This is a genomic window from Trichocoleus sp. Lan (assembly GCF_039961855.1).
Lineage (GTDB): Bacteria > Cyanobacteriota > Cyanobacteriia > Cyanobacteriales > FACHB-T130 > FACHB-T130.
This window is the reverse complement of the sequence record NZ_JAMPKA010000001.1, coordinates 123,569-148,081: the sequence shown is the minus strand read 5'-3', so window position 1 is coordinate 148,081 and position 24,513 is coordinate 123,569. Positions and strand designations below refer to the sequence as shown.

General features: G+C 47.3%; 22 protein-coding genes. 13 read left to right on the top strand and 9 right to left on the bottom strand.

Features of this window, described 5'->3' with window-relative positions; genetic code table 11:
• Positions 1 to 369: 369 nt before the first annotated feature.
• Positions 370 to 822 carry a PPC domain-containing protein gene (locus tag NDA03_RS00615; RefSeq protein WP_190413280.1) on the top strand — a complete coding sequence of 151 codons (453 nt, stop codon included), beginning with the start codon at positions 370 to 372 and terminating at the stop codon, positions 820 to 822.
• 454 nt (positions 823 to 1,276) lie between these two features.
• A complete protein-coding gene (locus NDA03_RS00610; RefSeq protein WP_199300454.1) occupies positions 1,277 to 1,627 on the top strand; it encodes a hypothetical protein in 351 nt (116 codons plus the stop codon).
• Between the two features lie 72 nt (positions 1,628 to 1,699).
• On the opposite strand, the gene NDA03_RS00605 is transcribed toward NDA03_RS00610, so the two are convergent.
• The gene (locus NDA03_RS00605) at positions 1,700 to 2,377 is read right to left on the bottom strand and encodes a uracil-DNA glycosylase family protein (RefSeq protein WP_348237001.1); all 678 of its coding nucleotides are present in this window, start codon (positions 2,375 to 2,377) and stop codon (positions 1,700 to 1,702) included.
• A gap of 183 nt (positions 2,378 to 2,560) precedes the next feature.
• On the opposite strand from NDA03_RS00605, the gene NDA03_RS00600 reads away from it, so the two are divergent.
• Positions 2,561 to 4,138 (top strand): Na+/H+ antiporter, encoded by a 1,578-nt coding sequence (locus NDA03_RS00600; protein ID WP_190533168.1) that lies wholly within the window; start codon positions 2,561 to 2,563, stop codon positions 4,136 to 4,138.
• Between the two features lie 241 nt (positions 4,139 to 4,379).
• On the opposite strand, the gene NDA03_RS00595 is transcribed toward NDA03_RS00600, so the two are convergent.
• Positions 4,380 to 5,882: an NAD(P)/FAD-dependent oxidoreductase gene (locus NDA03_RS00595; RefSeq protein WP_348237000.1), complete on the bottom strand. Its 1,503-nt coding sequence runs from the start codon at positions 5,880 to 5,882 to the stop codon at positions 4,380 to 4,382.
• A 198-nt stretch (positions 5,883 to 6,080) separates the two neighbouring features.
• Here NDA03_RS00595 and NDA03_RS00590 point away from each other — a divergent pair, with 198 nt between their 5' ends.
• Both NDA03_RS00590 and NDA03_RS00585 read left to right on the top strand, forming a co-directional pair.
• Positions 6,081 to 6,827 (top strand): Uma2 family endonuclease, encoded by a 747-nt coding sequence (locus NDA03_RS00590; protein WP_348236999.1) that lies wholly within the window; start codon positions 6,081 to 6,083, stop codon positions 6,825 to 6,827.
• A gap of 163 nt (positions 6,828 to 6,990) precedes the next feature.
• A complete protein-coding gene (locus NDA03_RS00585; protein WP_348236997.1) occupies positions 6,991 to 7,464 on the top strand; it encodes a GNAT family N-acetyltransferase in 474 nt (157 codons plus the stop codon).
• A gap of 179 nt (positions 7,465 to 7,643) precedes the next feature.
• Here NDA03_RS00585 and NDA03_RS00580 read toward each other — a convergent pair whose 3' ends face one another.
• The 3 genes from NDA03_RS00580 to NDA03_RS00570 form a co-directional block, all read right to left on the bottom strand.
• Complete coding sequence (locus NDA03_RS00580; protein ID WP_348236996.1) at positions 7,644 to 8,708, bottom strand: tetratricopeptide repeat protein; 1,065 nt, start codon at positions 8,706 to 8,708, stop codon at positions 7,644 to 7,646.
• Between the two features lie 329 nt (positions 8,709 to 9,037).
• Positions 9,038 to 10,747 carry a bifunctional 3,4-dihydroxy-2-butanone-4-phosphate synthase/GTP cyclohydrolase II gene (ribBA, locus tag NDA03_RS00575; protein WP_347277126.1) on the bottom strand — a complete coding sequence of 570 codons (1,710 nt, stop codon included), beginning with the start codon at positions 10,745 to 10,747 and terminating at the stop codon, positions 9,038 to 9,040.
• A 7-nt stretch (positions 10,748 to 10,754) separates the two neighbouring features.
• On the bottom strand, positions 10,755 to 10,907 hold the full coding sequence (locus NDA03_RS00570) for a hypothetical protein (protein WP_348236995.1): 153 nt from the start codon (positions 10,905 to 10,907) through the stop codon (positions 10,755 to 10,757).
• A 2-nt stretch (positions 10,908 to 10,909) separates the two neighbouring features.
• Here NDA03_RS00570 and NDA03_RS00565 point away from each other — a divergent pair, with 2 nt between their 5' ends.
• Together NDA03_RS00565 and argC are read left to right on the top strand one after the other, a co-directional pair.
• Complete coding sequence (locus NDA03_RS00565) at positions 10,910 to 11,131, top strand: helix-turn-helix transcriptional regulator (protein WP_348231857.1); 222 nt, start codon at positions 10,910 to 10,912, stop codon at positions 11,129 to 11,131.
• 872 nt (positions 11,132 to 12,003) lie between these two features.
• On the top strand, positions 12,004 to 13,065 hold the full coding sequence (gene argC / locus NDA03_RS00560) for an N-acetyl-gamma-glutamyl-phosphate reductase (protein WP_190413299.1): 1,062 nt from the start codon (positions 12,004 to 12,006) through the stop codon (positions 13,063 to 13,065).
• Positions 13,066 to 13,425: 360 nt separating this feature from the next.
• Here the strand turns inward: argC and NDA03_RS00555 are convergent, their stop codons facing one another.
• Both NDA03_RS00555 and eno read right to left on the bottom strand, forming a co-directional pair.
• A complete protein-coding gene (locus tag NDA03_RS00555) occupies positions 13,426 to 14,013 on the bottom strand; it encodes a hypothetical protein (RefSeq protein WP_190673292.1) in 588 nt (195 codons plus the stop codon).
• Positions 14,014 to 14,123: 110 nt separating this feature from the next.
• Positions 14,124 to 15,413, bottom strand: coding sequence for a phosphopyruvate hydratase (gene eno / locus NDA03_RS00550; RefSeq protein ID WP_190529929.1), 1,290 nt, complete (start codon positions 15,411 to 15,413; stop codon positions 14,124 to 14,126).
• Positions 15,414 to 15,659: 246 nt separating this feature from the next.
• Between eno and gloA the strand changes: the two genes are divergently transcribed.
• Positions 15,660 to 16,091: a lactoylglutathione lyase gene (gloA, locus tag NDA03_RS00545; RefSeq protein ID WP_190413304.1), complete on the top strand. Its 432-nt coding sequence runs from the start codon at positions 15,660 to 15,662 to the stop codon at positions 16,089 to 16,091.
• A 300-nt stretch (positions 16,092 to 16,391) separates the two neighbouring features.
• Here the strand turns inward: gloA and NDA03_RS00540 are convergent, their stop codons facing one another.
• Positions 16,392 to 17,123: a carbonic anhydrase gene (locus tag NDA03_RS00540; RefSeq protein ID WP_348236994.1), complete on the bottom strand. Its 732-nt coding sequence runs from the start codon at positions 17,121 to 17,123 to the stop codon at positions 16,392 to 16,394.
• A 194-nt stretch (positions 17,124 to 17,317) separates the two neighbouring features.
• Between NDA03_RS00540 and NDA03_RS00535 the strand changes: the two genes are divergently transcribed.
• The 5 genes from NDA03_RS00535 (at position 17,318) to ndk (ending at position 23,704) form a co-directional block, all read left to right on the top strand.
• Complete coding sequence (locus tag NDA03_RS00535) at positions 17,318 to 18,751, top strand: carotenoid oxygenase family protein (RefSeq protein ID WP_348236993.1); 1,434 nt, start codon at positions 17,318 to 17,320, stop codon at positions 18,749 to 18,751.
• Positions 18,752 to 19,766: 1,015 nt separating this feature from the next.
• Positions 19,767 to 21,131, top strand: a complete 1,365-nt coding sequence (gene miaB, locus NDA03_RS00530) for a tRNA (N6-isopentenyl adenosine(37)-C2)-methylthiotransferase MiaB (RefSeq protein ID WP_348236991.1) — start codon at positions 19,767 to 19,769, stop codon at positions 21,129 to 21,131.
• A 29-nt stretch (positions 21,132 to 21,160) separates the two neighbouring features.
• Positions 21,161 to 21,769, top strand: coding sequence for a hypothetical protein (locus NDA03_RS00525; RefSeq protein WP_348236990.1), 609 nt, complete (start codon positions 21,161 to 21,163; stop codon positions 21,767 to 21,769).
• A 122-nt stretch (positions 21,770 to 21,891) separates the two neighbouring features.
• Complete coding sequence (locus tag NDA03_RS00520; RefSeq protein WP_190673276.1) at positions 21,892 to 23,022, top strand: D-alanine--D-alanine ligase family protein; 1,131 nt, start codon at positions 21,892 to 21,894, stop codon at positions 23,020 to 23,022.
• A gap of 232 nt (positions 23,023 to 23,254) precedes the next feature.
• A complete protein-coding gene (gene ndk, locus NDA03_RS00515; RefSeq protein ID WP_190413315.1) occupies positions 23,255 to 23,704 on the top strand; it encodes a nucleoside-diphosphate kinase in 450 nt (149 codons plus the stop codon).
• 75 nt (positions 23,705 to 23,779) lie between these two features.
• Here the strand turns inward: ndk and NDA03_RS00510 are convergent, their stop codons facing one another.
• The gene (locus tag NDA03_RS00510; RefSeq protein WP_190426878.1) at positions 23,780 to 24,499 is read right to left on the bottom strand and encodes a TerC family protein; all 720 of its coding nucleotides are present in this window, start codon (positions 24,497 to 24,499) and stop codon (positions 23,780 to 23,782) included.
• Positions 24,500 to 24,513: the final 14 nt, after the last annotated feature.

Genomic DNA, 24,513 nt, shown 5'->3' with positions numbered 1-24,513 from the left:
AATTAGGAAGGATATAAAAAGAATGGATTTCACCACCACTCAATCAATGAACAGGAGTTTGAGCGCCAACTCATCGCTTTTAGGAGATAAGCTAGTGAATTAGCCAGCTCCAGCCTGCCCATCTGGAGAAAGCTCAAGTCGGGCGGTAACACGGACAGAGCAATTACCGATCGGATTTTCCGGTTTCTTCCCAAGTGCCGGACTATCCACAAATTGCGTAAAGCAAAGCGATTGCTTCTATCGAATCGCTTCCGGGTGCCAAAGAAAGTAAACAATAAATAGTAGAAACATTCTTTGTTTGGGAAGCGGTACACCCCGCCCCGCTTTCCCCCAACCCTCAAAAGGGAAGGGTGTCCAGCGGAAATTTTTATGACTGACGCTTTTGCCCTTAGATGGCACCGCACCCTGATTGTTCCTGCCACGCTGCTGGCTCTTTGTCTGACCACTATATCAGCCAGAGCGCAAAATAAGGTGTACAGCCCAATTCCTGTACCGGCAAACAACGAAGTTTCCGACACGCTGACTGAAAAAGATATTCCGACTGGTGAGGGAGGTTTTGCTCGTGATTACGTGGTGAGTCTGGATGCTGGAGATCAGGTAGCGGTTGACTTGATCTCTGATAGTTTTGACACGATTGTGACGCTGATGTCGTCGGATGGCGCTACTGTGGCGGAAAATGATGACGGTCCCGACGGCAGCACTAACTCGCTTTTATTTTCCCGCATTACCGAGCCGGGTGATTATATTATTCGGGTTCGGGCTTTTGGGGAAACAAGTGGCGGTTCTTTTAAGCTCAAGGTAACGCGCCTAAAACCAATGTGAGTAGAAAGTAGAAGTTTTGAATTAGTTGAATTATAAGTGTTGAGTTTTAAATTAAAAAAAACACTCAATACTTATAATTCATGAGTCTCAAATCCGCTCAAAATTTAGGCTAATTTCTCAGGCAAATCTTAAAATACTTATCCGAGCGAAGTTTGGCCGAACCATTAGAAATTCTTATCAGTTAGTAGCGGTAATGAGTCATCAGAGAATAGAGGGAAGGATGATGGAGAGATGGGTACATCTGAATTTTCGATGCGTTTGCCCTGTTTTCCAGCCTAAGCGCGATCGCTAGTTATCTTGCCTCTAATCTTCTAAGTGCAAGGAACTAACAGAAATCCAAAATTTAGGGGAGACTAATTAACTTTGGTTCTGTGAAATTAGAGTTTACAGGGAAGTCAGGGGAATCATCAATTCCGATATCGTAAATATTTATATTTATGAATTGAGGAAATCCATGAAATCACTTCTTAGAATCGACTCTTTGTTTTTTGCAGGAATTGGAATTTTTACTTTAGCCTGGTTTGTTTGCCATACCGAGAATTATGTTCTGCCTTATCCTTTAATTGATCCAAAATTACCTCCAGGCTTTTCAGAAGAAAAATTCTCCAGTATCCAATTAGGAATGGGCAAAGATGAAATTTTAAAAATCTTACCTGCTCCCGAACATAGCCTCGATCGTGAGAATTGGAGTTATGGTGTAGATGGTGCAGCTCTTTGGGGTGATTTTGCTTGGATTTCGTTTGAAATGTCTTTTGATAAAGAAGGCAAAGTAATAGGGAAAAAACGCTACATTAATCATGATTAACTGAATATATACCCCCTTTAAATAAATACACAGAGCGCTTTTCTCAACCATTCGATAGCTGGGGTTAATGTGTTACGGCACTATTTCAGCGAGGCGTTGCTGAAGTAGTTGAGGAAATTGGGCGTAGTATTTTTGATTGAGTGGGGAAGGATGAGGGAGTGGCAGTAGCATCACTGAACGTTGATGTATATTGCCTTCTGTGTCCTTCGCCTGAAGCGTAACTTGAATGCTGGCAGAGTAGCGATCGCTTCTTGCAAAAAACTGCTTCAATTCATCCTTAGCCGCATAAGGGGCAAACCAATTAAATGCTTCATTTCCCAAAGTGATAATTTTATCCCCTTGCCAATGCAATACCAATAATCGCTCTAAAAAGGGGCGAAATCGTTTTTTCACAGCCTCAGCGTATGCTTTGTTACCCGGTGGTTTGTAAGGCACGGTATTTGTCAGTAAAACGCGATCGAGGACAACCTGTAAATCGGTATCCTTATTGGGTTCGGTGGCTGCGATCGCACGGTACAGACCCCGACGCACAAAGCCACCAGCAGCACCGCAAAGCGGTTGACGTGCCCGTACTTCATCTTTTCCCAAATCGCGGGCAAAAAAGCATAGCTTGCTCTCTAGATTGCCTGCATAGAGAATTGGCTGCGTAGGCTCCAAACTCGCTGCCAGATACACAGGTTCATCAACGGGAAATGTTTCCCGTTGCGCTTCCTGCTGGATATCTGCAATTAACTGTTTAATGTCTGACATAACGTTTTATCTTACTTAAGATAGATGCAATAAATTATGCTTGTAAACACCAAATCTATTGAATGATACGATGTTGGCAATTTAAGAGACTATCCTATACAACGTCTAGATTAAAGGGCAAATTAAAAGCTACAGTGTTTTAACGACTAAGTTTTAACGACTAATTACGATTTGGAGTTTCCTATGGCGATAGAAACCACCCTAGATGAAGCTTCCATTAAGCAAAGCTTGGAGCAATTTCTGCTAGTGTTGTCTATTTCCTTGAGTGTGGCGACACTCTCACGAATTTTCAGTTGGTTACGCCAAATTCCTTACACATTGCTGCTGGTAATTGTCGGGTTATTTTTAGCATTTGTAGATGTGCGGTTGGTGAATCTGTCGCCAGAATTAATTCTGGAGATTTTTTTGCCTCCCCTACTATTTGAAGCTGCTTGGAATATCCGTTGGCGAGACTTGAAAGATGATATATTTCCCGTCACTTTGTTTGCCATTGTCGGTGTCATCATCTCGGTTGTTGGTATTGCATTTCCTCTCAATTGGCTGACTGGACTTCCTCTTACAACTGCCCTCCTTGTCGGTGCTTGTTTATCTGCTACCGATCCCGTTTCCGTAGTAGCTTTGTTTCGGGAACTGGGTGCTGGCAAACGCTTAACAATGTTGATGGAGGGAGAGAGTTTATTTAATGATGGCGTGGCGGTAGTGGCGTTTACGTTGCTAGTGGGAATCCCGCTGGGAACCAATGAGTTTGCACTAGACACTACAGTTGCTAGTTTTTTAGTATTTGTTGGTGTTGGGATTGGAATTGGCAGCTTAGTCGGTTTTGGAATTTCCTATCTTACCCAACGTTTTGACTTGCCATTAGTAGAACAATCACTTACGCTTGTTTCCGCTTATGGCACTTATTTGATAACAGAAGAGTTGGGTGGTTCTGGGGTAATTGGGGTTGTCACGGTTGGCGTAATTTTGGGTAACTTTGGCTCTCGCATTGGCATGAACCCGCGCACCCGGTTATTGGTATCTGAATTTTGGGAATTTTTAGCATTTTTTGTTAATTCCATCGTTTTTCTTTTAATTGGCGATCAAATCCACTACTCGCGTCTAGTAGAGAATTTTAGTCTGATTGCGGTGACAATTGGGGCGGTATTGGTAACGCGAGCAATTGCCATCTATGGGCTCAGTGCTTTGAGCAATTGGCTAGTTAAATCTCAAATAGGTTGGCGAGATCAAACAATACTTTGGTGGGGTGGTTTAAGAGGCTCAGTTTCAATTGCCTTGGCGGTAAGTGTACCCATTATCTTACCAGGAAGAGAGGAAATTATTGATATGGTGTTCGGCGTTGTGTTGTTTACTCTGTTAGTTCAAGGTTTGACAACTCAGTGGTTTTTGGAAAGATTAGGACTGATTGGAGATCAGCCGCTACGCCAGCAATATTCAGAGGCAATTGCCCGTCGCGTTGCCTTAAATCGAGTGTTGAATTATTTATTGGAAGCTGGCAAAGAATTAGAAATCGATCAGGAGTTTTATCGTTACGAGTTAAATCTGGTTCAAGGACAACTCAAGGGTATTGAGGAGGAAATTGAGAAGTTGCAAAATCAATATCCTCAGTTGCGAGCGCTTAATATGCAACAACTGCGAGAAAAACTCTTAGATATTGAAGGCGACACCTACGCTGAACTGATCCGTGCAGGACGTTTGAATAATCGACTCTCACCCGTCATGCAGGAAATTTTAACTGAATCAACAGAGGATGAAAGGAAATAAACTGGAGCGCGATCGCACCCTAAAAGAAAATCCTCTCTTTTCTAATTGGTCTGTGATTACGATCGCGGGGCGATTCGTTTTTTTAATATATATTGTTGCTGTTTCTTGATACTCCTCACACCCATTTACTTTTTTCCCGCTTTACTAATCGCTTTTCTTCTAGCAATCCTACTTGAGTTGTGAGATGCTAGGCGGAGAGTATCGCCGCGAAGCCGACAATTAAGAAAGCTTAATTTGAACTTCAAATTTTTAATAACTTCGCCGTCTCTTGCGGCGTAACCAAAGTATTTGCACACAAAATTCCCGAAGCAGCAACAGCGGGAACGCCAATTCCTGGCATCGTACTATCTCCCACACGATACAATCCAGAAATCGGCGTTTGTGTGCCAGGAAATGTCCCTTGACCTGCTGCAATTGCAGGGCCATAAGTTCCCTGATAGCGGCGTAAGTAATAAGCGTGAGTTAATGGTGTACCAATAAGTTCTAATACAACGCGATCGCGTATATCCGAAATCACTCTTTCTAACGCACGGAATAGAGATTGCGATCGCTCTTTTTTCCTCTCCTCATACCCTTCATCTCGTTGCCATCCCTCATAAGGTTCTAATGTGTAGGCGTGAACTACATGATGTCCCTCTGGTGCAAGATTAGCATCCCACACCGAAGGGATAGAAATCATGCAAGTATTCCCCGGTTCAGTAATATCTTTACTCGCATCGTGAACTACCACATGATGTCCCGTCAGATTTTCCGAACCCTCAGCGCGGATGCCTAAATGTAAGTGCATAAAGCTGTCAACCGCTGGCGTTTCTAAAGATTGTTGACGATAAGACAGCGGCAAATCTTCTGGGCGCAATAACTTAGTATAAGTATCCCAAAGGGTAGCATTAGAAATTAAAACAGGCGCATTAATAACTTCACCATTCTTTAACTTAATGCCTGTCACTTTGCCCGATTGGATTAGTATTTGCTCAACATGAGAATTTAATTTTAATTCGCCACCCCAACGCTTTAAACCGCGCACTAAAGCATCAACAATTGCGCCACTTCCTCCAACGGGATACTCGACACCAGCGCGAGAACGTTCTCCCAACATAAATGCCACTTCTGGGGCAATTGTTCCGTGCGCCTTAAGTCCAGAAAGTAGAAAACATTCCAAGTCAATTAAGCGCCGCACCCAAGGATCTCGTACCTCTCGATCCAGCACATTACCAACAGAAGCTTGGACGGTTTTTAGATGCGGTAGCAGTTTCAATACAGATGGTAAATATTTCCCCAAAACCACTGGTATTATCTGCCAATCTGCCCTTAAAGCAATAGTAGGAATCTCCCGCAGCGATTCGTAAAGAGGTAGCAGACGTTTTTCAAATTTTTCTAATTCTCTTGCACCTTGAGGTGTAATTTTAGCAACAGTTTGTCGATAGCGTTCAGCATTGCTGTAAACGGGAAAGGTGCCTTCAGGAAAATGGTAATGTCCTAGGGGATCGTAGGGAACCGCTTGCAACGATTCTCCCAAAAGTTCTAACACTTGCTGTAATGGATTTAGACCGCTTCCAGGGGTGAGTCCGCAATAAAATGAGGGGCCAGAGTCAAAATGGAATCCCTGCCGAGAGAAACTGTGTGCAGCGCCACCAGCGATCGCGTGACTTTCGCACACTAGCACTCGTTTTCCGTAACGGGCAAGTAACGCCCCTGCGGTTAAACCGCCAATTCCGCTACCGATAACAATTACATCTAAACTCATGTTATGACAATCTCATTTAATTTATGAACACTATCTTTTTTAAACGAATCGCCTTAGCGTTAGCGAAGCCATGCGCGTTAGCGCTTTAGAAGCTGAGAACGCAGAGGAAGAGAAAAGAGATTATTCTTTAAATAGATTGGATTTATATTAGGGAGATTTATTGGATAATTATATTAATAGCTTGTGGAGCTAATCTTTATGGTACAGCACAACCCGGAAACCAGATTACCAACAAGTGCTGAACTTCCTTGTTCGGATGATACACCTGTGGATAACGAAGACCAGAATTTTATCCCGAATTTTCTATTATTCTTGCTAGAGTTCATTTGGGGTAATCGCCTTGACTGGTATTTTGGTGTAGATATGGGCATCTATCACACGACAGGCGTGAATCCAAGAGTACCCGTGGTGCCAGATGGATTTCTAAGTTTGGGAGTGGAACGGAGGAAAAACAATGGTTCTCGCTCCAGCTATGTTCTCTGGGAAGAAAATAATATTACCCCCATTTTTGTCTTAGAAATTGTCTCTCACACTTATGGGGGAGGATACGATACAAAAATGGCAATTTATGCCAATTTAGGAGTGTTGTATTATGTAATTTATAATCCGAATTTCTGGCGGCGCGACCAGGAACAACCTTTTGAAGTTTACCGTTTAGTAAATGGGCAATATCAGTTACAAATCGGAGAACCATTCTGGATGCCAGAAATCGGTTTAGGAATTGGGCGATTTGTGGCTCAAGTCGGAGGCATACAGCGCGAGGTATTGTACTGGTACGATGCCCAAGGTGTGAGGTATCAGACAGGGGAGGAATTAGCTGAAATTGAGCGGAATCAGCGGGAGTTAGCACAACAGCAAGCTGAGTTGGAACGACAACGCTCAAATGAACTGGCAGAGTTATTAGAGAGATATCGCGATCGCTTTGGTGACTTAACCCAAGGGTAAGGATACGGAATTGCTGTCGAGCGCGATCGCTAAATCCATAGTTACCAGATAAGAGATAATCAAACGGAAGTGGACTGAGATTAGATTGAAAAAGTGACTCTTGTAGAAGACCACTTTCAAGATTACTCTGACCGTAAAATAAGAATGAACCCGTATCGTGGTGATGGAACGAGAAATTTATATCAGAGAAGCTTTTCCAGAGGAAGATTCTCTAATTGCTCAACATTTTTATCAAATGTGGCTGGATAATCATGTTCCTTCTGACTCAATAGAATCAGACTGGCTCAACATTACGCTCCAGTTTATAGAATGCGCTCGAAAAGAGGGATGCTACAAAGCTTTTGTGGCGGAGATTGATGGGAGAGCGATCGCTTCAGCAAGTTGTCAGCTGTTTGCTGGTCTTTACCCGCATATCCTCAAACCGGAATCTCGCAAATATGGATACATCTGGGGAGTTTACGTTGAACCGCCTCACCGCAGACAGGGACTTGCCAAGAAACTTACGCTTTGTGCGATCGACCATCTAAAATCGCTTAACTGCACAAGGGTTATCCTACACGCCTCCCCACCAGGTAAGCCAGTCTACTCTAGTCTTGGCTTTAGCGAAAGTAATGAGATGCGGTTGGATTTGCTGTAATTAAAGAGACGTATCCTTGCGAAGCGGCACACGATCTCTACCCTATCTCCTCTGAAAAAGGGTGTACAAAATTCCAGCGGTGTTTGCGAAAAATAACAACCCTGACCGACTTTCACCTCAGAACGTGGTTGGGATGTATCAGAAGATGGGCACTGGCTCATTTCGATGACGGAGGCGGTCTATTTTAACTGTCTCAGCAATTGCAATGCCTTTTGAGAGTCAGCGGTTAATCCTTGCTCGGAGAAAAGTCGCGCAGATGCTTGTAAATCCTCAATTGCGCCTCTAGCATCGCCGGTTTCGTAGCGCAGCAGCCCCCGGTTGCCATAAGCTTTAGCAAAGTTGGGAGAAATAGCGATCGCCTCGGTATAGTCGGCAATGGCTGCTTGAGGATTGCCGATTTGCTGACGGGCGATCGCTCGATTGTAGTAAGCTGCTGCATTGTTGGGATCGCGCTGGATGGCTTGGTCATAATCCGCGATCGCTTCTTTGATATTTCCCAGCCGCCGCCGGACAATCCCGCGATTGTAATAAGCTTCTACTAGATTGGGGTTCAGACCCAGAGCCTTTGTAAAATCAGCGATCGCTTCCTGGGTTTCTCCCAGTTGAACGCGAGCATTCCCCCGATTCACGTAGGCGGTGGCATCCTTAGGCTGAAGCTGAATCGCTTTGCTGTAGTCCTCAACAGCTCCTCTAGGATTTCCTAGCGCACTGCGGGCGTTCCCCCGGTTGTAATAAGCGATCGCATTTTTCTGGTCGAGATTCAGCGCCTTGGTGTAATCCTCAATTGCTTCCCCATACTTTTTTTGGTCGGCATAAACGACACCCCGATTGAGGTAGGCATCGGCATTCTGGGGATTTCGCTTTAGCAACTCCGTGTAATCTGCGATCGCTCCCTGATTATCTCCTAGCTTCCGCCTTGCCAACCCTCGGCTGTAGTAGGCTTTAGTCAGGTTGGCATCCTGGCGAATTGCAGCGGTGAAATCATTGAAAGCGCCGCTATAGTTTTCTTGGTTATACTTCTCCATCCCTCGATTGAATAATTCCTCTGCACTCGACTGAGCCACTATAAGAGTGCTAGGGAAAGAGTGCTGAGGAAAGAGTAGGGGCTGAGTCTGTGCATAGATAGCTGTCGTCCCTCCACTAAGTAAGGCGGCAGTTCCTATAACGGTGATAGCTTTATATCCGTAGTGCATCGCTTCATTACTAGAAATTACGGAATTAAGTAACTGGGTGACAATAAACATAACTCAATAAGCCCGTTCATCGTTGATTGTGCATGGTAATTTTCAATTTTCCATGAGCGATAAACAGTCCTATCCGTTAAGTTTATTTATCCCAATCTACTTAGACGCTCATCAAGTAAAAGCTCACAAACGTTAGCTGAAAACCTTCCTAACTCTACTCAGTCCTCAGCCCTAACTCTACGCAGTCCTCAGCCCTCAGCCCTCAGCCCTAACTCTACGCAGTCCTCAGCCCTCAGCCCTCAGCCCTAACTCTACTCAGTCCTCAGCCCTCAGCCCTCAGCCCTAACTCTACTCAGTCCTCAGCCCTCAGTCCTCAGTCCTAACTCTACTTAGCCCTCACCACTCTGAAAGCTGTAGATTTTCTGGGTTTCTAACTGATGGCAAACTGACGAAGGCAGGGTACTTGCGGGGAAGTTCTGCCGGTCTAGCTGGATTTGTAAGCCTGTCAGGGGGTCTATTCCCGTCGAAACCATAAATTCTAGATATTGCAACTGAGGCCACGCGCTCAAAGCATCCAGAATTTGCGCGATCGCTCGCACATAAGGATGTCCTGTCTGCTGATACCAATCCGGTGACGCCAGATTCGGTTGGTCAAAACCTAAGTGAACGGTTAACGATGGCGTGCCGAACAGAGCGATCCCAACAGGTCGCGTTTCTTCCTGCAACAACAAATCGTGAGTTTTTGCCAAATGCCGCAGTTTCTCCAATCGTTCGTAGCGCTTCGTGACTGACTCCGGCTCATCCTGCCAGTGCAGCGCTACGGTGATTAAATACGTCTGCAACAGCATATGACCCAGCTTTTTCGCTTTGGTCGCTAGATAGATGGAATTATAATCATTCGCCTCAATCAACAGCGGCACCCGATCCACCACTTCTAAGCCATACCCTTTTAAACCTGCAATTTTGCGGGGATTATTCGTAATCAGGCGAATTTTTTTCACTCCCAAATCGTTGAGAATTTGCGCCCCCACCCCGTAATCCCGCAAGTCAGCAGGGAAACCTAAGCGCTCGTTTGCTTCGACGGTATCCAGCCCCATGTCTTGCAACGAGTATGCTTTCAATTTATTAACCAGCCCAATTCCCCGTCCTTCTTGGCGCAGGTAAACCACAACCCCCGACCCGGCATTCTGAATCATTTTCAGCGCCGCTTGCAACTGCATGCGGCAGTCGCAGCGCATAGAACCCAAAGCGTCACCCGTGAGGCATTCCGAGTGCATCCGCACCATCACTGAGTGGTCTGAGAACTCGGCTGGGTCTCCCTTGACAATTGCGACGTGTTCGGATTGATCCAGGCTGTTGCGGTAGGCGTAAATTTGAAAATTCCCAAACTGAGTCGGCAGTTCAGCAATCGTCTCGCGGCAGACAAACCGTTCGTGGTTGAGGCGGTAACTAATTAAGTCAGCAATGCTAATAATTTTCAGTTGGTGAGTCTTGGCGTACTCGATTAACTCTGGCAACCGCGCCATCGACCCATCGGGATTTTGAATTTCACAGATCACCCCAGCCGGGTACAATCCCGCCAATCTTGCCAAATCAACACCGGCTTCTGTATGACCGGCTCGTTTCAGGACGCCTCCTTCCCTCGCCCGCAAGGGGAAAATGTGACCGGGACGGCGCAAGTCATTCGGCTGGGTTGCTGGGTTCAGAGCGACTTGTATCGTCACCGCCCTATCCTCCGCTGAGATGCCGGTACGGACTCCCATATTCGGTGCGGCGTCGATGCTGACGGTGAAAGCAGTTTGGTTGCTGTCGGTGTTGTTGCTCACCATCAACGGCAGATCCAGTTCGTCCAAGCGATCGCCTGTCAGCGCCAGACAAATCAAACCCCTTGCATTCACCGCCATAAAATTAATCATGTCGGGCGTGGCGAACTGAGCCGCGCCAATCAAGTCGCCTTCATTTTCCCGGCTCTCATCATCGACTACCACGACCACCCGCCCCGCCTTCAGGTCTGCCAAGGCGGCGTCAATCGCGTCAAATTTAAACGGTTGGGTTGAAGAAGCGCGATTTTGCGCCTCTTTGCTTTGAGACAATTCCACAGATTAATTAGCGCAATAAACCATAGCTCCAGTATCTCTTTTTGAGAGTAGCCTGTGGGCAGCCCCCAGCGGCGCGATCGCTCTCGAATCCGCGCGATCGCTCAAATTGATACTTATCGTCTGTAGACTTATCGTTATCTAAAACAACCTTCTTTCTCAATTATGGCGGCTAATCCCGAACTCGAAAAATTTGGCAAACAACTCCGAAAATTGAGAAAGGCACGGGAACTTTCCCAGGCAAAATTAGCAGAATTAACTGGGTTACACCGCACTTACATCGGTGGTATTGAGCGGGGCGAGAGAAATGTTTCCCTTGTTAATATCGTCCGTTTAGCAAAAGCTTTAAGCGTATCGCCCTCCGAGTTGTTAAAACAAATTGAATAAATGAATCTCACATTATTAGTTTTTTTAAATTCATTTCTATGAAAGTAATTCGATTGAAATACAAAATATTACCGTTTTGGGATTAAAATATAAGCTTAAAAAATAATTATATAAATAAATAGATCGAGATTCATAGATAGTAACTAAAAAAAAATGAAATGTTCTTTTTTCTCCGTTTCTCTTATCTTCTATATTCTATAGCGCGGACGCCCTCAGCTATGCTCGCTCGCTAAGACGATTCGTTTAAAATATCTCGTAGAAATCCCCTCGGACTGCTATAGCGCTCCAAATTGAGTTGTGTGATGTCAGCCCTTCAGATCCCCAACTTCGTAAGACTTGTCGAGGATCTCGCCTTCACAACTCATTTATGACTGCTATAAGTAGGACTTAAGGGAAAGAAGAAGGATTCCCTCGCACCTTGCCTAAAAGAGAGTTATGGCGTTAGGTTCAAGTGAGAAGCGCAATATGTCATGATATTGATTTATAACGCTAATTAGACCACGCAGCACCGCCCAAAATATCAATTGGAGCGGTGCTTTTCTATAAGGATAAATTCCCAAAAGAGTCGGTCACTCCCCGAACAGTTGCTCTAGCCAACCTTGCATTCCCCGCAGCTAACCTTGTAACCCTAAATGATGACGCTGATATTTCTACCACCAAATCTTGGTTTTAATACTACAATGCAGCAAAAGTCGCTTTCAGCCATCAGCTTTTAGCAGGACTGAGGAATAAGCAATGACAAAGAAATTCTATTCAGCAACCATTAGGGACATGGCAATGCCGTATCCTGATCGCTCAGTACTGACTTTGGTTGACTGCGCTTTGCTGACCGCTGAGCGTTTAAAATTTAAACTTTTTAGGGAACAAGCATCATGGGTGATTTAGGGCGCGTGCCTGTTGGAATTGTTGGCGCGTCAGGCTATGGTGGTGTGCAACTTGTAAGACTCTTGATGGAGCATCCAGGAGTCGAACTGGTTTACCTAGGTGGTGAGAGTAGCGCTGGAAAGTCCTTTTCTGACCTTTACCCCCATTTAGGTCATCGTGTTGACTTAAAGATAGAACCGCTTGATTTAGATACCATTGCCAACCGCTGTCAAGCCGTTTTTCTCTCTTTGCCCAATGGTCTTGCCTATCAGATGGCACCGACGCTAGTGGCGAAGGGGTGCAAAGTGCTGGATTTATCCGCCGATTACCGATTTTCCAACCCGGAAACCTATCAAGCTTGGTACGGGGGAGAACGTCAAGACCGAGAACTCGCAACTACGGCGGTTTACGGCTTACCGGAACTATACCGCGATCGCATTGCCGACGCCCAGTTAGTAGGTTGCGCTGGTTGCTACCCCACCGCCAGTTTGCTAGCACTCTCGCCGCTACTCAAGCAAGGGTTAGTCTTGCCAGAAACGGCGATTATCGACGCCAAATCTGGCACCTCCGGCGGCGGACGGCAAGCGAAAACCAATTTGTTGTTGGCTGAGGCAGATAATACGCTAGGAGCTTACGGTGTTGGCGGACGGCACCGACATACCCCCGAAATTGAGCAAGTTTGTAGCGATCTCGCCGGTCACGAAGTTACGGTGCAGTTTACCCCTCACTTGATTCCAATGGTGCGCGGGATTCTCGCAACCGTTTATGCCAACTTGCGCGATCCTGGGTTAGTCCGAGAAGACTTAATTACCATCTTTTCAGCCTTCTACCGTGCTTCGCCTTTTGTCAAAATATTACCAGGCGGCATCTACCCCCAAACGAAATGGGCTTGCGGGACTAATCTTTGCTATATCGGCATCGAAGTTGATCCCCGCACGGATCGGGTCATTGTCATGTCAGCGATTGATAATTTAATCAAAGGTCAAGCTGGTCAAGCTCTCCAATGTCTCAATTTGATGCTGGGTATGGAAGAAACCCTAGGTTTACCTCAACTCGGTTTTTACCCGTAGCGATCGCCTTTTAGATTTTTGGGTGTTGAGTTGGATGGCTGAGGGATCGTTTTTTCGGAGTCGTCGAATGAGCGGCTGGTGTTGGCAATCAGAGGGGCTTACTGAAGTTAGCTGCGGCGAGAAAAATTTGACGCGATCGCGCGACTCAGTCGCAGCCCAATAAAATATTGGATCGCTAGGTACATACCAAAAACCCGTTTTCTAGTCTAGAAAACGGGTATCTAAAATAATTGGCTGGCAAACAGCGATCGCAGGTCGTAGTATTTATTCACCCCTAATTCCTGGTATGGGGGCATGGCACAAACACGCCCCCACAAAATGTGAATGAGTTTATGTGAAAAAATACTCCAAATGCTTTGATTACGGCACTAATTGAAATGAGCCGAAAAACTTTTGAACTTCCTTGGTATTTGAACCAAGCGTACTGACTTGATACAGCCGCTTGTTCACCAGAAAAATCCGACATTGACCAATAGAACCATCCGAATCTTTATACTTAATTTCTCTGCCGGGACTTCCATGCAGTGAAATTGGGCGCTGAGCGATTAACTTCGCACCATCCGTTATATAACCCTCAGTCGCCGCATCCAAGAGTTCTTCAGCCTCTAGCCGATCGATCTCGTTGGCAAAGTCAGCATAGGAGACTAAAAAGACACCATCCGACGTAGCGGCTGTAAACAAATGCTGCTCAACGTCACCTTCTTCAGCTTTTTCGGTATGTGTTTCTTCCTCTGGGGTTCCCGGCATTAGCACCACAAAGCCTCCTTCAGAGGAAGAAAACTCCTGCCAATCCTCTTGAGCGTCTGGCGTCGTTTCAGCAGCGCCGATGAGCTGACAGTTATTACAGGGTTGGATTTGAAGTAATGGTCTAACTGCTTCGGCGCGGACGGCTGCTGACACAGACAGGGGAGCAAATAGGGTGGCGATCGCTAGGATTTTTAGTTTCATATTGAGTTGTGCAAAAGTCGGTCAATCCTTTTATAGACAACAGACAAATTGACTGAATTCCTGAACGAGCCACCCGATTATCTGGCACAAACTGCCCGAATTAATCCGCTTTAGCGGGGACCTAGCCCAATCGTAGCCGCATAGACGGCGCGATCGCCTAATTCATCTTCAATTCGCAGCAGTCGGTTGTACTTCGCCACCCGTTCACTGCGACAAAGCGAACCTGTTTTAATTTGTCCGGCTCTCGTGGCTACGGCTAAATCGGCAATCGTGGTGTCTTCAGTTTCGCCGGAGCGATGGCTGATGATTGACCGGAATCCGTTGCGAGTAGCCAGTTCAATCGTTTCCAGGGTTTCCGTAAGAGAACCAATTTGATTGAGTTTAATCAGGATCGAGTTCGCTGCGGCTTGCTCGATGCCTTTTTGCAGGCGGATGGGGTTGGTGACAAACAAATCGTCGCCGATGAGTTGAACGCGATCGCCCATTTTCTCGGTTAATAGTTTCCAGTTTTCCCAGTCTTCTTCGTGCAGTCCGTCCTCAATTGAGACAATCGGATATTGTCCTACCAACTTACCCAGATACTCAATAAAGTCAGCCGGGGAATGGGAGGAGCCATCGTAAACATACTGCCCTTCTTTATAGAACTCACTGGCAGCAACATCTAGCGCCAGCGCCACGTCTTGTCCGGGTTTATAGCCAGCCTTTTCAATCGCCGCCACTAATAGTTCCAAAGCCGCTTGATTGGACTCTAAATTAGGAGCAAAACCGCCTTCATCGCCAACGCCAGTCAGCAAGTTTTTGTCCTTTAAAACTTTGCTGAGAGCCGCAAACACCTCGGCACCCCAACGCAGCGCTTCCTTAAACGAAGATGCCCCGACTGGCACAATCATAAACTCTTGGAAATCCACGTTATTATCCGCGTGGGCACCGCCATTGATCACGTTCATCAACGGCACCGGCAACACATTCGATAAGGGACTACCGAGATAGCGATAGAGCGGCAATTCCAGAGCCGCTGCACCCGCTTTTGCAGTTGCCAGGGAGACGGCGAGGATGGCATTTGCTCCCAAATTCGATTTATTTTCCGAGCCATCCAGCTCAATCATCGTGCGGTCAACCAAAACCTGATCGAGCGCATCCATCTCCAACAACTCAGGAGCAATTTTCTCCTCGACATTCTGGACGGCTTGGAGGACGCCTTTGCCACCGTAGCGGCTGGCATCCTCATCCCGCAGTTCGTGGGCTTCAAAAGTCCCTGTAGAAGCGCCGCTGGGAACTTGAGCCAATCCCATCACACCGTTGATCAGATAGACTTCGGCTTCCACTGTGGGACGCCCCCGCGAGTCGAGAATTTCACGAGCCACAATGGCGTCGATGGCAGTATCTGGCGTGTTAATCATTCCGTTTCACCCTTCAGTAGCAAAATTGCAAGTGTCTCACACATCAGCAAACCTTAGATAGGCTTTTTAGCCAGCTGGTTATAGCGGTGGTCATCCCTTGTCGAAAACACCTAGCGTGGCTGAATGTAATATGGTTTCTATGGTGGCGTGGGTTGTTGTGTAAAGATCCCGATCGGGGATTGAAATAGAATACGTCCTGAGCGGACACTCAAACGTCATATTAAAAAGGAATTCGGGATCAAAACGATGCGAATGCTACATACGATGTTGCGAGTCGGCAACCTAGAAGAGTCTTTGAAATTTTACTGCGACGTGCTGGGCATGAAGTTACTGCGCCGCAAAGATTATCCGGATGGGAAGTTCACGCTGGCATTTGTGGGTTACGGTGACGAATCTGACCATACAGTTGTGGAACTAACCTACAACTGGGGCGTAGAGCAGTATAACCTGGGAGATGCCTACGGTCATATAGCTCTTGGCGTTGATGATATTTACGCCACTTGTAACGAAATCAAGGCGCGTGGCGGCAAAGTGTCGCGGGAACCGGGGCCAATGAAGCACGGTTCCACGGTGATAGCTTTTGTGGAAGACCCAAATGGCTACAAGATTGAGCTAATTCAGCTAGGAACTCAGGGATCTGCCCAGAAGTCAGAAACCGCTGAAGCAGCAAGTCGGTAGGTTTTAAAAGTAAGCGATCGCATATTTCTAAACATTTGAGACGTGCGATCGCAGATTTCCTTTTAACGCCGATCAAGTTGGAATTTTTGATCCCAAATTCTTTTTTAATATCAAGACCGTGAGGCGTAATTTTGAAGCCGATAGCCCCCTTAATGTGGAGGCTACAAATTACCATTGCACAAATGAAAGTAAAAATACCTAAAAATCCAACCCCTATTAGAGGCAAGGATTTTCAGGTTGCTGGTTCCTAATAATTGAAATTGCAGATACCAGCAGATAAACGCTTGATAACCCACACCTTTATCTCGCGGCAGAACCCCTGTAAATTCGTTCTGCTTGCTCCGGAGATAACAGCATTGAGGCAATTCGCTCAGGTTTAGTCCCTACGGCTACATCCTGATTAGTGGAAAGCTGGCTGTAGAGTGGCAGGTACTCTTGACGAAGCGGATCGTATCCCCAAACATCTCCCGTTTCAATGTGATAAATCCAGGCGTGGAGAGACAATTTGCCTCGGTGAAGTTTAGCGCGAATCACTGGATAAGTCCGCAGATTTTCAATTTGCGTTAACACATTCTCAGCAATCGTGGCTTCCAGAAGTTCTTCACCTGAAAGGTCTGTGTAGTTCTCTTTAATTAGCCGACGTGTCGCTTCTGCGTGCTTTAACCAGTCGTGAACCAAGGGCATTTCTGCCGCCAAACTGTCCAATTTTAACAGTCCCTTCATTGCACCGCAGTGAGAGTGACCGCAGACAACAATTTGCTGAATATCTAAAGCATGAACGGCGTATTCAACGCTTGCGCCTTCGCCGCCATTCGTTGCCCCAAACGGCGGAATCAGGTTGCCAGCATTACGGATGACAAACAGTTCGCCGACAGCCGCTTGAGTAATCAAATTCGGATCGATGCGAGAATCAGAGCAGGTGATGAACAGTACCCTCGGTTTCTGACCGTGAGCGAGTTGCTCAAACAATTCCTGGTGTTCGCTGAAGTAGTTGCTTTGAAACTCACGCAGCCCTCTAATCAGTTTCTTCATATAAAGCCAATTTTTGCTCTAGCGATCGCGATCCCTTCCCTGTAAATCATAGGATGCGAACCGACACGTCGGCGTTTTGCGATCGCACTTCCTCTCATATAGCAGCACGCCCGCAAGATCGTTCACACTCGAGAAAGACCTTGCTTAACATTACTTAATTTTATCCCCACTCTGTTGCGTTCTATTCCTGAACTATGACCACAGCCACGAAACCGTCAACCCGTAAAGCTTGGGCAAATGCGATCGCCCAACCTGCACAAGAATTTCCTCTGACTCCCCTCCCGCTCCTTTCTGGCAAAATCCCGGAAGGGTTGCGCGGCACCCTCTACCGCAACGGCCCAGCCCGATTAGAACGTGGCGGCATCCGGGTGGGACACTGGTTTGATGGGGATGGTGCGATTTTAGGGGTGCATTTCAGCGATGCTGGTGCCTCTGGTGTCTATCGCTACGTTCAATCAGAGGGATACCAAGAGGAAGCCAAAGCGAATCAATTGCTCTATGGCAACTATGGCATGACCGCACCAGGCCCCATCTGGAATCAATGGTTCAAACCGATTAAAAATGCCGCCAATACCTCGGTACTGGCTTTGCCGGATAAACTGCTGGCACTGTGGGAAGGTGGCAAACCCCACGCCCTCGACCTGCAAACCCTGGAAACTTGGGGATTAGATAATTTATCGGGACTGAGTGACGGATTATTTTATTCCGCTCATCCCAAGCGCGACGCCCAGACTGGGGAAATTTTTAACTTTGGGGTTTCACCCGGACGGAATGCAACGCTGAATATTTATAAAAGTGACTCCACAGGCAAGATTCTGCAAAAGGCGGCAGTTCAACTAGATGGCATCCCAATGGTGCATGATTTTGTCCTCGCTGGGCAGTATTTAGTCTTTTTCGTGCCGCCAGTGCGAGTGAACGTGCTGCCGTTGCTAACAGGCATGAGCAGCTATAGCGATGCGCTGGAGTGGCAACCAAACCTCGGTACTCAGTTTTTGGTTTTTGACCGCGAAACCCTGTCGTTGGTGAGTCGTGGCGAAACTGAACCCTGGTATCAGTGGCACTTTGCGAACGGCTATGTAGATGCCAGCGGGTTAGTGATTGTGGATGTCGTTCGGTACGAAGACTTTCAGACGAATCAGTATCTCAAGGAAGTCACGACGGGTGAAACTCGGACTCCTGCCAAGAGTACGCTGTGGCAAATTCATCTCAACCCGGCAAGGAGTCAGGTAACAAGCATCAAAGAAGTCTTAGATCGGCACTGTGAGTTCCCGGTTGTGCCACAGCATCTGGTTGGTCAAGCTTCGCCCCAAACCTATCTATCGGTACATCGGCAAGGTGTAGAGATTAGCCAAGATCAATTTGGCGCGATCGCTCGTTTTGACGCTAAAACTGGCACCCTAGAGGAAGCCGATTTGGGAGAGAATCGTTATCCCTCAGAACCCATCTATGCCCCGGATGCCCTGAATCCCGAACAGGGTTGGGTGTTAACGGTGGTGTATGACGGTAACACCGATACCAGCGAAGTCTGGATTCTGAATAGCGCTCGCCTTTCGGAGCAACCTGCGTGTCGTTTGGGATTACCCAGTGTCATCCCCCCTAGCTTCCACGGCACCTGGAAACCAGCTTAGGAGCCTATCAACGTTGTTTTGAAGTCTCTTTGAAGTCCTCTGTAGGGGCGCAAGCCAGAGTGCCTCTACAGACTCTTAAGGCGCGAAATCTCGCCTTTTTTTATCATCTGGCGACTTTTATCATCAACCCAGAGAGCGATCGCCCGCTTCGCTGATTTTCAGGGTTACATCTACATTTTTTTTGCTAAGTAATTAGCTAATTTTTCTAAACTAAGGAAAAGTAGACGAATTCAAAAAGATAATATAAAAAGCCCGCTTTATTCAATAAAACGGGCTTTTAAAATTTGGCGATTATTTGGCTGATGTTGACTGTTTTAATCCTCACACAAAAGAGAAAAACCGACCTGTGGAACTGGGGGAAGCTGGGTTGATTTCTCAGATGACTTCTATGTCAAATCAAGATGAAACAACCCCCTCAAAGCGGCTTCAGAATTTCCTCTTCCTCTTCGTCCGCTACCGCGATGGGCACTGTCCTGCCTTGAATCATGAGTAAATAAGTGTTTTTGGGTTGAATCTGCTTGGTGCAAATTTTCCGAGCGATCCCGAAGGTTTGGTAAATTCACCGCGAAGCCAGTAACTAATAGGCTTGATAAGAAGAGGGAGCTGTAAAGGCGCATAGTAGATGTCTCGTCAGAGCTTCTATTGCCTGATTCGGACTCTCTGATGCATAATCAGGATAAAATTGCAAAACAATCTGAATAATTGAGTTTATGATGCTGTAATTTATTGCGGAATTCGTAGAATAAACGTCCTACTTTGTTCCCGCAATTTTTTACAAGCGTCAGAAAATATAGGCTTGCCTGAAGATTCAAGAACGCTGACTCACCGCGGCTTGGGTTATAGGTGCTTGGATTGTGGGTGCTTGGGCACCGTGAGAGCGATCGCTATCGATCTTTGGCAACGCTTACGGGCAGTTCTGGCAGTTTTAGATGTAAAGACGCGATAGCTGTATTCTCCAGATAGGTACTATAGATATACAGTTCCGATTATTTTCATTGATTTGTTGTAGCCGTCCATGACCACTTCTCCCCGCCGGTATCACATCACCACCTTTGGCTGCCAGATGAACAAAGCCGACTCAGAGCGTATGGCTGGCATCTTGGAAAATATGGGCTTTGAATGGTCAGAAGAACCTGAAAATGCAAACCTGATCCTCTACAACACCTGCACCATTCGGGATAACGCCGAGCAAAAAGTTTATTCCTATCTAGGCAGACAGGCGAAGCGCAAGCACGAACAACCAGATTTGACACTGGTAGTTGCGGGTTGCGTCGCTCAGCAGGAAGGGGAAGCACTGTTGCGGCGGGTGCCAGAATTAGACTTAGTCATGGGACCACAACACGCCAATCGCCTCCAAGATTTGCTGGAACAAGTTTTCAACGGCAATCAGGTAGTGGCGACTGAGGCAGTTCATATCATTGAAGACATCACCAAGCCGCGCCGCGACAGTAAAGTGACCGCTTGGGTGAATGTAATTTACGGCTGCAATGAACGCTGTACGTACTGCGTGGTTCCCAGCGTTCGCGGCGTCGAGCAATCGCGGACTCCAGAAGCGATTCGCGCCGAAATGGAGGAAATAGCGCGTCAAGGATATAAGGAAATCACCCTATTGGGGCAAAATATCGACGCCTACGGGCGGGATTTGCCCGGAATCACGGCAGAAGGGCGTCACCAGAATACGCTCACAGACTTGCTTTATTACGTTCATGATGTGCCGGGAATTGACCGGATTCGCTTTGCAACCAGCCATCCGCGCTATTTCACCGAACGGTTAATTCGAGCTTGTGCCGAATTGCCCAACGTGTGCGAACATTTCCACATTCCCTTCCAGTCAGGAGATAACGAGATTCTGAAGGCAATGGGACGGGGTTATACCCACGAGAAATATCGCCGCATCATTGACACGATTCGCCGGTATATGCCAGATGCCTCGATTAGTGCGGATGCGATTGTCGGGTTCCCTGGAGAAACCGAGGAACAGTTTGAGAATACGCTGCGGCTGGTGGAAGATATTGGTTTTGACCTGTTAAATACGGCTGCTTATTCTCCGCGTCCGGGAACGCCAGCAGCCCTGTGGGAGAATCAGCTGAGCGAACAGGTAAAAAGCGATCGCCTTCAACGTCTCAATCACTTAGTTTCCATAAAAGCGGCTCAAGCGTCCCAGCGTTACTTCGGTCGCATCGAAGAAGTCTTGGTAGAAGATCAAAATACCAAAGATCCCACCCAGGTGATGGGACGTACGCGGGGCAACCGTCTCACCTTCTTTACCGGCAACATTGCCGAACTCAAAGGTCAAGTGGTGAAAGTCAAAATCACCGAAGTTCGCGCGTTTAGTTTGACTGGGGAACCATTGGAAGTGCATCAGCCAGTGCCGGTATAAGATTTTTAGGTGGCTCAGAGGATTTCGCGGTGCTAGCATCTGCTATGAAAACATTTATCACCTTGTGGAAACTTGAAGTAAGCTCCCGCCTTCCACTCCTCCGGCGAGACTTACAGGAAGCCGTTTATCTTCCCCCTCGCATTGCTTACACTTTATACAACAGTCTGATATTGGTGTATTGGACGGCAATTGCTGCGGGAAGCATTGCTTGGTTGACTTGCCGCTTTACTTACTTATTGGGTGCTAGCACTCGTCAACTGATTCTTCCTAAACAGGAACCGCTTCAGCTCAAGGGCAAAAAACCCCCGGTACAGGCGATTCAGACTTCCACCGCCACGGCACCCCTCCCCACCGCCAAACCAAGCCTCCAGGCTTCCACCGCCACAACCCCAGTCCCCACGGCAACACCCACCATTCAGGCTCCCCCAGTCCTGACGCCAGTCGCTCGCGCACCTCTAGCCGTGGAAAAAATCGCACTGAGCGAGTTGACCACTACGGCGGCTCAAAAGGTCAAAGCAGCAAATCCCGATCGGGTCGTCCTGGCGCGACCTTGGGGCAGAGGATGGCGGATTGCCGTGCTGGAGCCGGAAGAAGCGATGACTGTCCAACGTCCCTGGAAACTCGTTGTCCGCTCCTGAGCGAGGCAAATAACACTGGCATCATAACAAAGAGGGTTGAGGGAGTTTCCGTATCGGAGTTCGTCTCACGCCTCTAGGCTGTAGTAAACTATCGGCGGTGTGCAGTGTCAGGAATATCCGAAATGAATAAAATGCGGGTGGGATTGCTGTTTGGGGGCTGTTCGGGAGAACATGAAGTTTCGCTAAGTTCGGCACGGGCGATCGCGCAAGCTTTGAGTGCCGACCAAAACAGCGCTAAGTACGAACTCCTGCCTTTCTACATCCACAAAGATGGACGTTGGCAAGCCGGGGAAGTGGCTCAACAAGTTTTAGCATCTGGAAGACCCCCGGAATCCCAACTGGCCTCAGAAAATTCTCCGCAACAATTACCCAGTAACGAAAACGCATCACCGAATACCGAACTTACGATCCCATCGCCAGACCTCAATCGTTGGCAATCTCCCCCCCAAGCTGCTGAGGTAGATGTCTGGTTTCCCATCCTCCACGGCCCGAATGGGGAAGATGGCACCATTCAGGGAATGCTTAAATTAATGCAAGTGCCTTTTGTCGGGACTGGGGTTTTAGGTTCTGCGATGGGAATGGACAAAATTGCCATGAAAATGGCATTCGCCAATGCAGGATTGCCTCAAGTGAAATACATCACCGTTAATCGCTCGCAAGTGTGGTCGAATCCCTGTGTTTTCCCCAAGCTTTGCGAACAAATTGAAGCGACACTCGGTTATCCCTGTTTTGTGAAACCGGCGAATTTAGGTTCATCGGTGGGAATTTCCAAAGTGCGATCGCGTGCTGAGTTAGAAACCGCCCTCGATAACGCCGCCAGCTACGACCGTCGCTTAATTGTGGAAGCAGGCGTGGTGGCGCGGGAGTTAGAATGTGCCGTTTTGGGGAATGACAATCCCAAGGCTTCCGTCGTTGGAGAAATTACCTTTGACAGTGATTTTTACGACTACGAAACGAAGTACACCGAGGGACGCGCGGATTTAGCGATCCCAGCGAGAGTGCCAGATGCCGTTGCCACTCAAATCCAAGAAATGGCTCTTCAAGCGTTTGCCGCAGTTGATGGGGCTGGTTTGGGGCGGGTGGACTTTTTCTACGTTGAAGCCACTGGCGAAGTCTTGATTAATGAAATTAATACCATGCCTGGTTTCACGGCAACGAGTATGTATCCCCAACTTTGGGGGGCGACGGGTGTTGCTTTCCCAGAATTAGTCGATCAACTGATTCAATTAGCCTTAGAACGTCATAACGGGTAGATCGGCAGCAATTCATTTAAACTTTTAACGCAAAGGTAGGCGAAGGAAACCGCAAAGGAACGCCAAGAGGGATTTGGGTGAGATGCTCAATTTGGCAGTGTCAACGCGGTGGGAATTTACTTAAAGTTGATCTTCGTATCCTTTTGCGTAAACCTTTGCGCCCTTTGCGTTAAAAAGCCTTCTAGTCTAATCTGTGTTTTGTATCAGTTTGTAAAATCTAAAGGAGATAAACTTGGAACGGACATTTGTCATGGTCAAGCCTGATGGTGTACAGCGCAACCTCGCGGGTGAGGTCATCCGGCGCTTTGAAGCCAAAGGTTTTACTCTGGTTGGCTTAAAGTTGATGAGTGTGAGCCGGGAACTGGCAGAGCAGCACTATGACGTACACCGAGAAAGACCGTTTTTTGCGGGTTTGGTCGAGTTTATCACCTCTGGCCCAGTAGTCGCGACGGTATGGGAAGCCGATGGAGTGGTCGCAGCCGCTAGAAAAATGATTGGGGCGACTAACCCACTGACCGCTGAACCGGGTACAATTCGCGGCGATTATGGAGTCAGTATTGGTCGCAACCTCATCCACGGTTCCGACGCTATCGAAACCGCGCAGCGCGAGATTGCTCTGTGGTTTAAAGATGAAGAACTTGTTAGCTGGAAGCCCAGCTTGACTTCCTGGATCTACGAGTAAATCACCAACGGCTAATCGCGAACGGCGCTTAAAAAATGTGCCATCGGCGATTAGCCATTTTCAATCTTTTTTTGCCTAACGCTTTTGCTCTTCCTTCTGCTGAATCTCTACGGTTTGCTCAGCGGGGACGCGCTGAGAAAATCCCCAGGCAAATATCACCCCAATACAGGCAATGGTTAACCACTCTGGCGGCACCAAATCTGGCTGAATCGCTTTGCAGAGCAATCGCAATCCTACAAGGGCAACGGTGATATAGCCAGCATCCTGAAGATGGACAAATTCATCGAGCCAACGGATGAATAAGCCAGCCATAAACCGCAGCGTAATCACTCCAATCGTACCTCCGGTGAGAACCAGCCAGGTATCTTTAGAAATTGCGATCGCTGTAGTGACGCTATCGAGGGAAAAAGCTAAATCGGTGACGGCGATTATCGGAATTGCATGCCATAGAGAAGCAAATCGCGGCCCATGATGTTCCTGAGCTTCCCCTTCATCGGAAGTAAAATACTGAAACACCAGCCAAAGCAGATAGAGTGCCCCTAATAACTCAAACTGCCAGAACTGAATTACCCAGGTTGCTGTCAGAATCAAAGTGATTCGGAGGATGTAGGCAACTGCTAATCCAAAGTTGAGGGCGCGACGCTGGAGCGTGCTGTCTTCTAAGCCTTGGGCAATAGCTGCTAGGGCGATCGCGTTATCCGCTGACAGCACTGCCTCTAATACAACTAGAACAAGCAGTACAAGGGGAGCTTCAAGTCCCGGATTGAGCGGAGAGTTCAGGATTTGGTCTAGCATTCACGCAAGCTTCA

Coding starts and splice junctions, on each gene's coding strand:
- miaB (WP_348236991.1), top strand. CDS start 19,767: ATGACCACTTCTCCCCGCCGGTATCACATCACCACCTTTGGCTGCCAG.
- NDA03_RS00520 (WP_190673276.1), top strand. CDS start 21,892: ATGAATAAAATGCGGGTGGGATTGCTGTTTGGGGGCTGTTCGGGAGAA.
- NDA03_RS00600 (WP_190533168.1), top strand. CDS start 2,561: ATGGCGATAGAAACCACCCTAGATGAAGCTTCCATTAAGCAAAGCTTG.
- NDA03_RS00605 (WP_348237001.1), bottom strand. CDS start 2,377: ATGTCAGACATTAAACAGTTAATTGCAGATATCCAGCAGGAAGCGCAA.
- NDA03_RS00555 (WP_190673292.1), bottom strand. CDS start 14,013: ATGAAACTAAAAATCCTAGCGATCGCCACCCTATTTGCTCCCCTGTCT.
- NDA03_RS00565 (WP_348231857.1), top strand. CDS start 10,910: ATGGCGGCTAATCCCGAACTCGAAAAATTTGGCAAACAACTCCGAAAA.
- NDA03_RS00595 (WP_348237000.1), bottom strand. CDS start 5,882: ATGAGTTTAGATGTAATTGTTATCGGTAGCGGAATTGGCGGTTTAACC.
- gloA (WP_190413304.1), top strand. CDS start 15,660: ATGCGAATGCTACATACGATGTTGCGAGTCGGCAACCTAGAAGAGTCT.
- argC (WP_190413299.1), top strand. CDS start 12,004: ATGGGTGATTTAGGGCGCGTGCCTGTTGGAATTGTTGGCGCGTCAGGC.
- eno (WP_190529929.1), bottom strand. CDS start 15,413: ATGATTAACACGCCAGATACTGCCATCGACGCCATTGTGGCTCGTGAA.
- NDA03_RS00535 (WP_348236993.1), top strand. CDS start 17,318: ATGACCACAGCCACGAAACCGTCAACCCGTAAAGCTTGGGCAAATGCG.
- NDA03_RS00540 (WP_348236994.1), bottom strand. CDS start 17,123: ATGAAGAAACTGATTAGAGGGCTGCGTGAGTTTCAAAGCAACTACTTC.
- NDA03_RS00580 (WP_348236996.1), bottom strand. CDS start 8,708: ATGTTTATTGTCACCCAGTTACTTAATTCCGTAATTTCTAGTAATGAA.
- NDA03_RS00510 (WP_190426878.1), bottom strand. CDS start 24,499: ATGCTAGACCAAATCCTGAACTCTCCGCTCAATCCGGGACTTGAAGCT.
- NDA03_RS00610 (WP_199300454.1), top strand. CDS start 1,277: ATGAAATCACTTCTTAGAATCGACTCTTTGTTTTTTGCAGGAATTGGA.
- NDA03_RS00590 (WP_348236999.1), top strand. CDS start 6,081: ATGGTACAGCACAACCCGGAAACCAGATTACCAACAAGTGCTGAACTT.
- NDA03_RS00585 (WP_348236997.1), top strand. CDS start 6,991: ATGGAACGAGAAATTTATATCAGAGAAGCTTTTCCAGAGGAAGATTCT.
- NDA03_RS00615 (WP_190413280.1), top strand. CDS start 370: ATGACTGACGCTTTTGCCCTTAGATGGCACCGCACCCTGATTGTTCCT.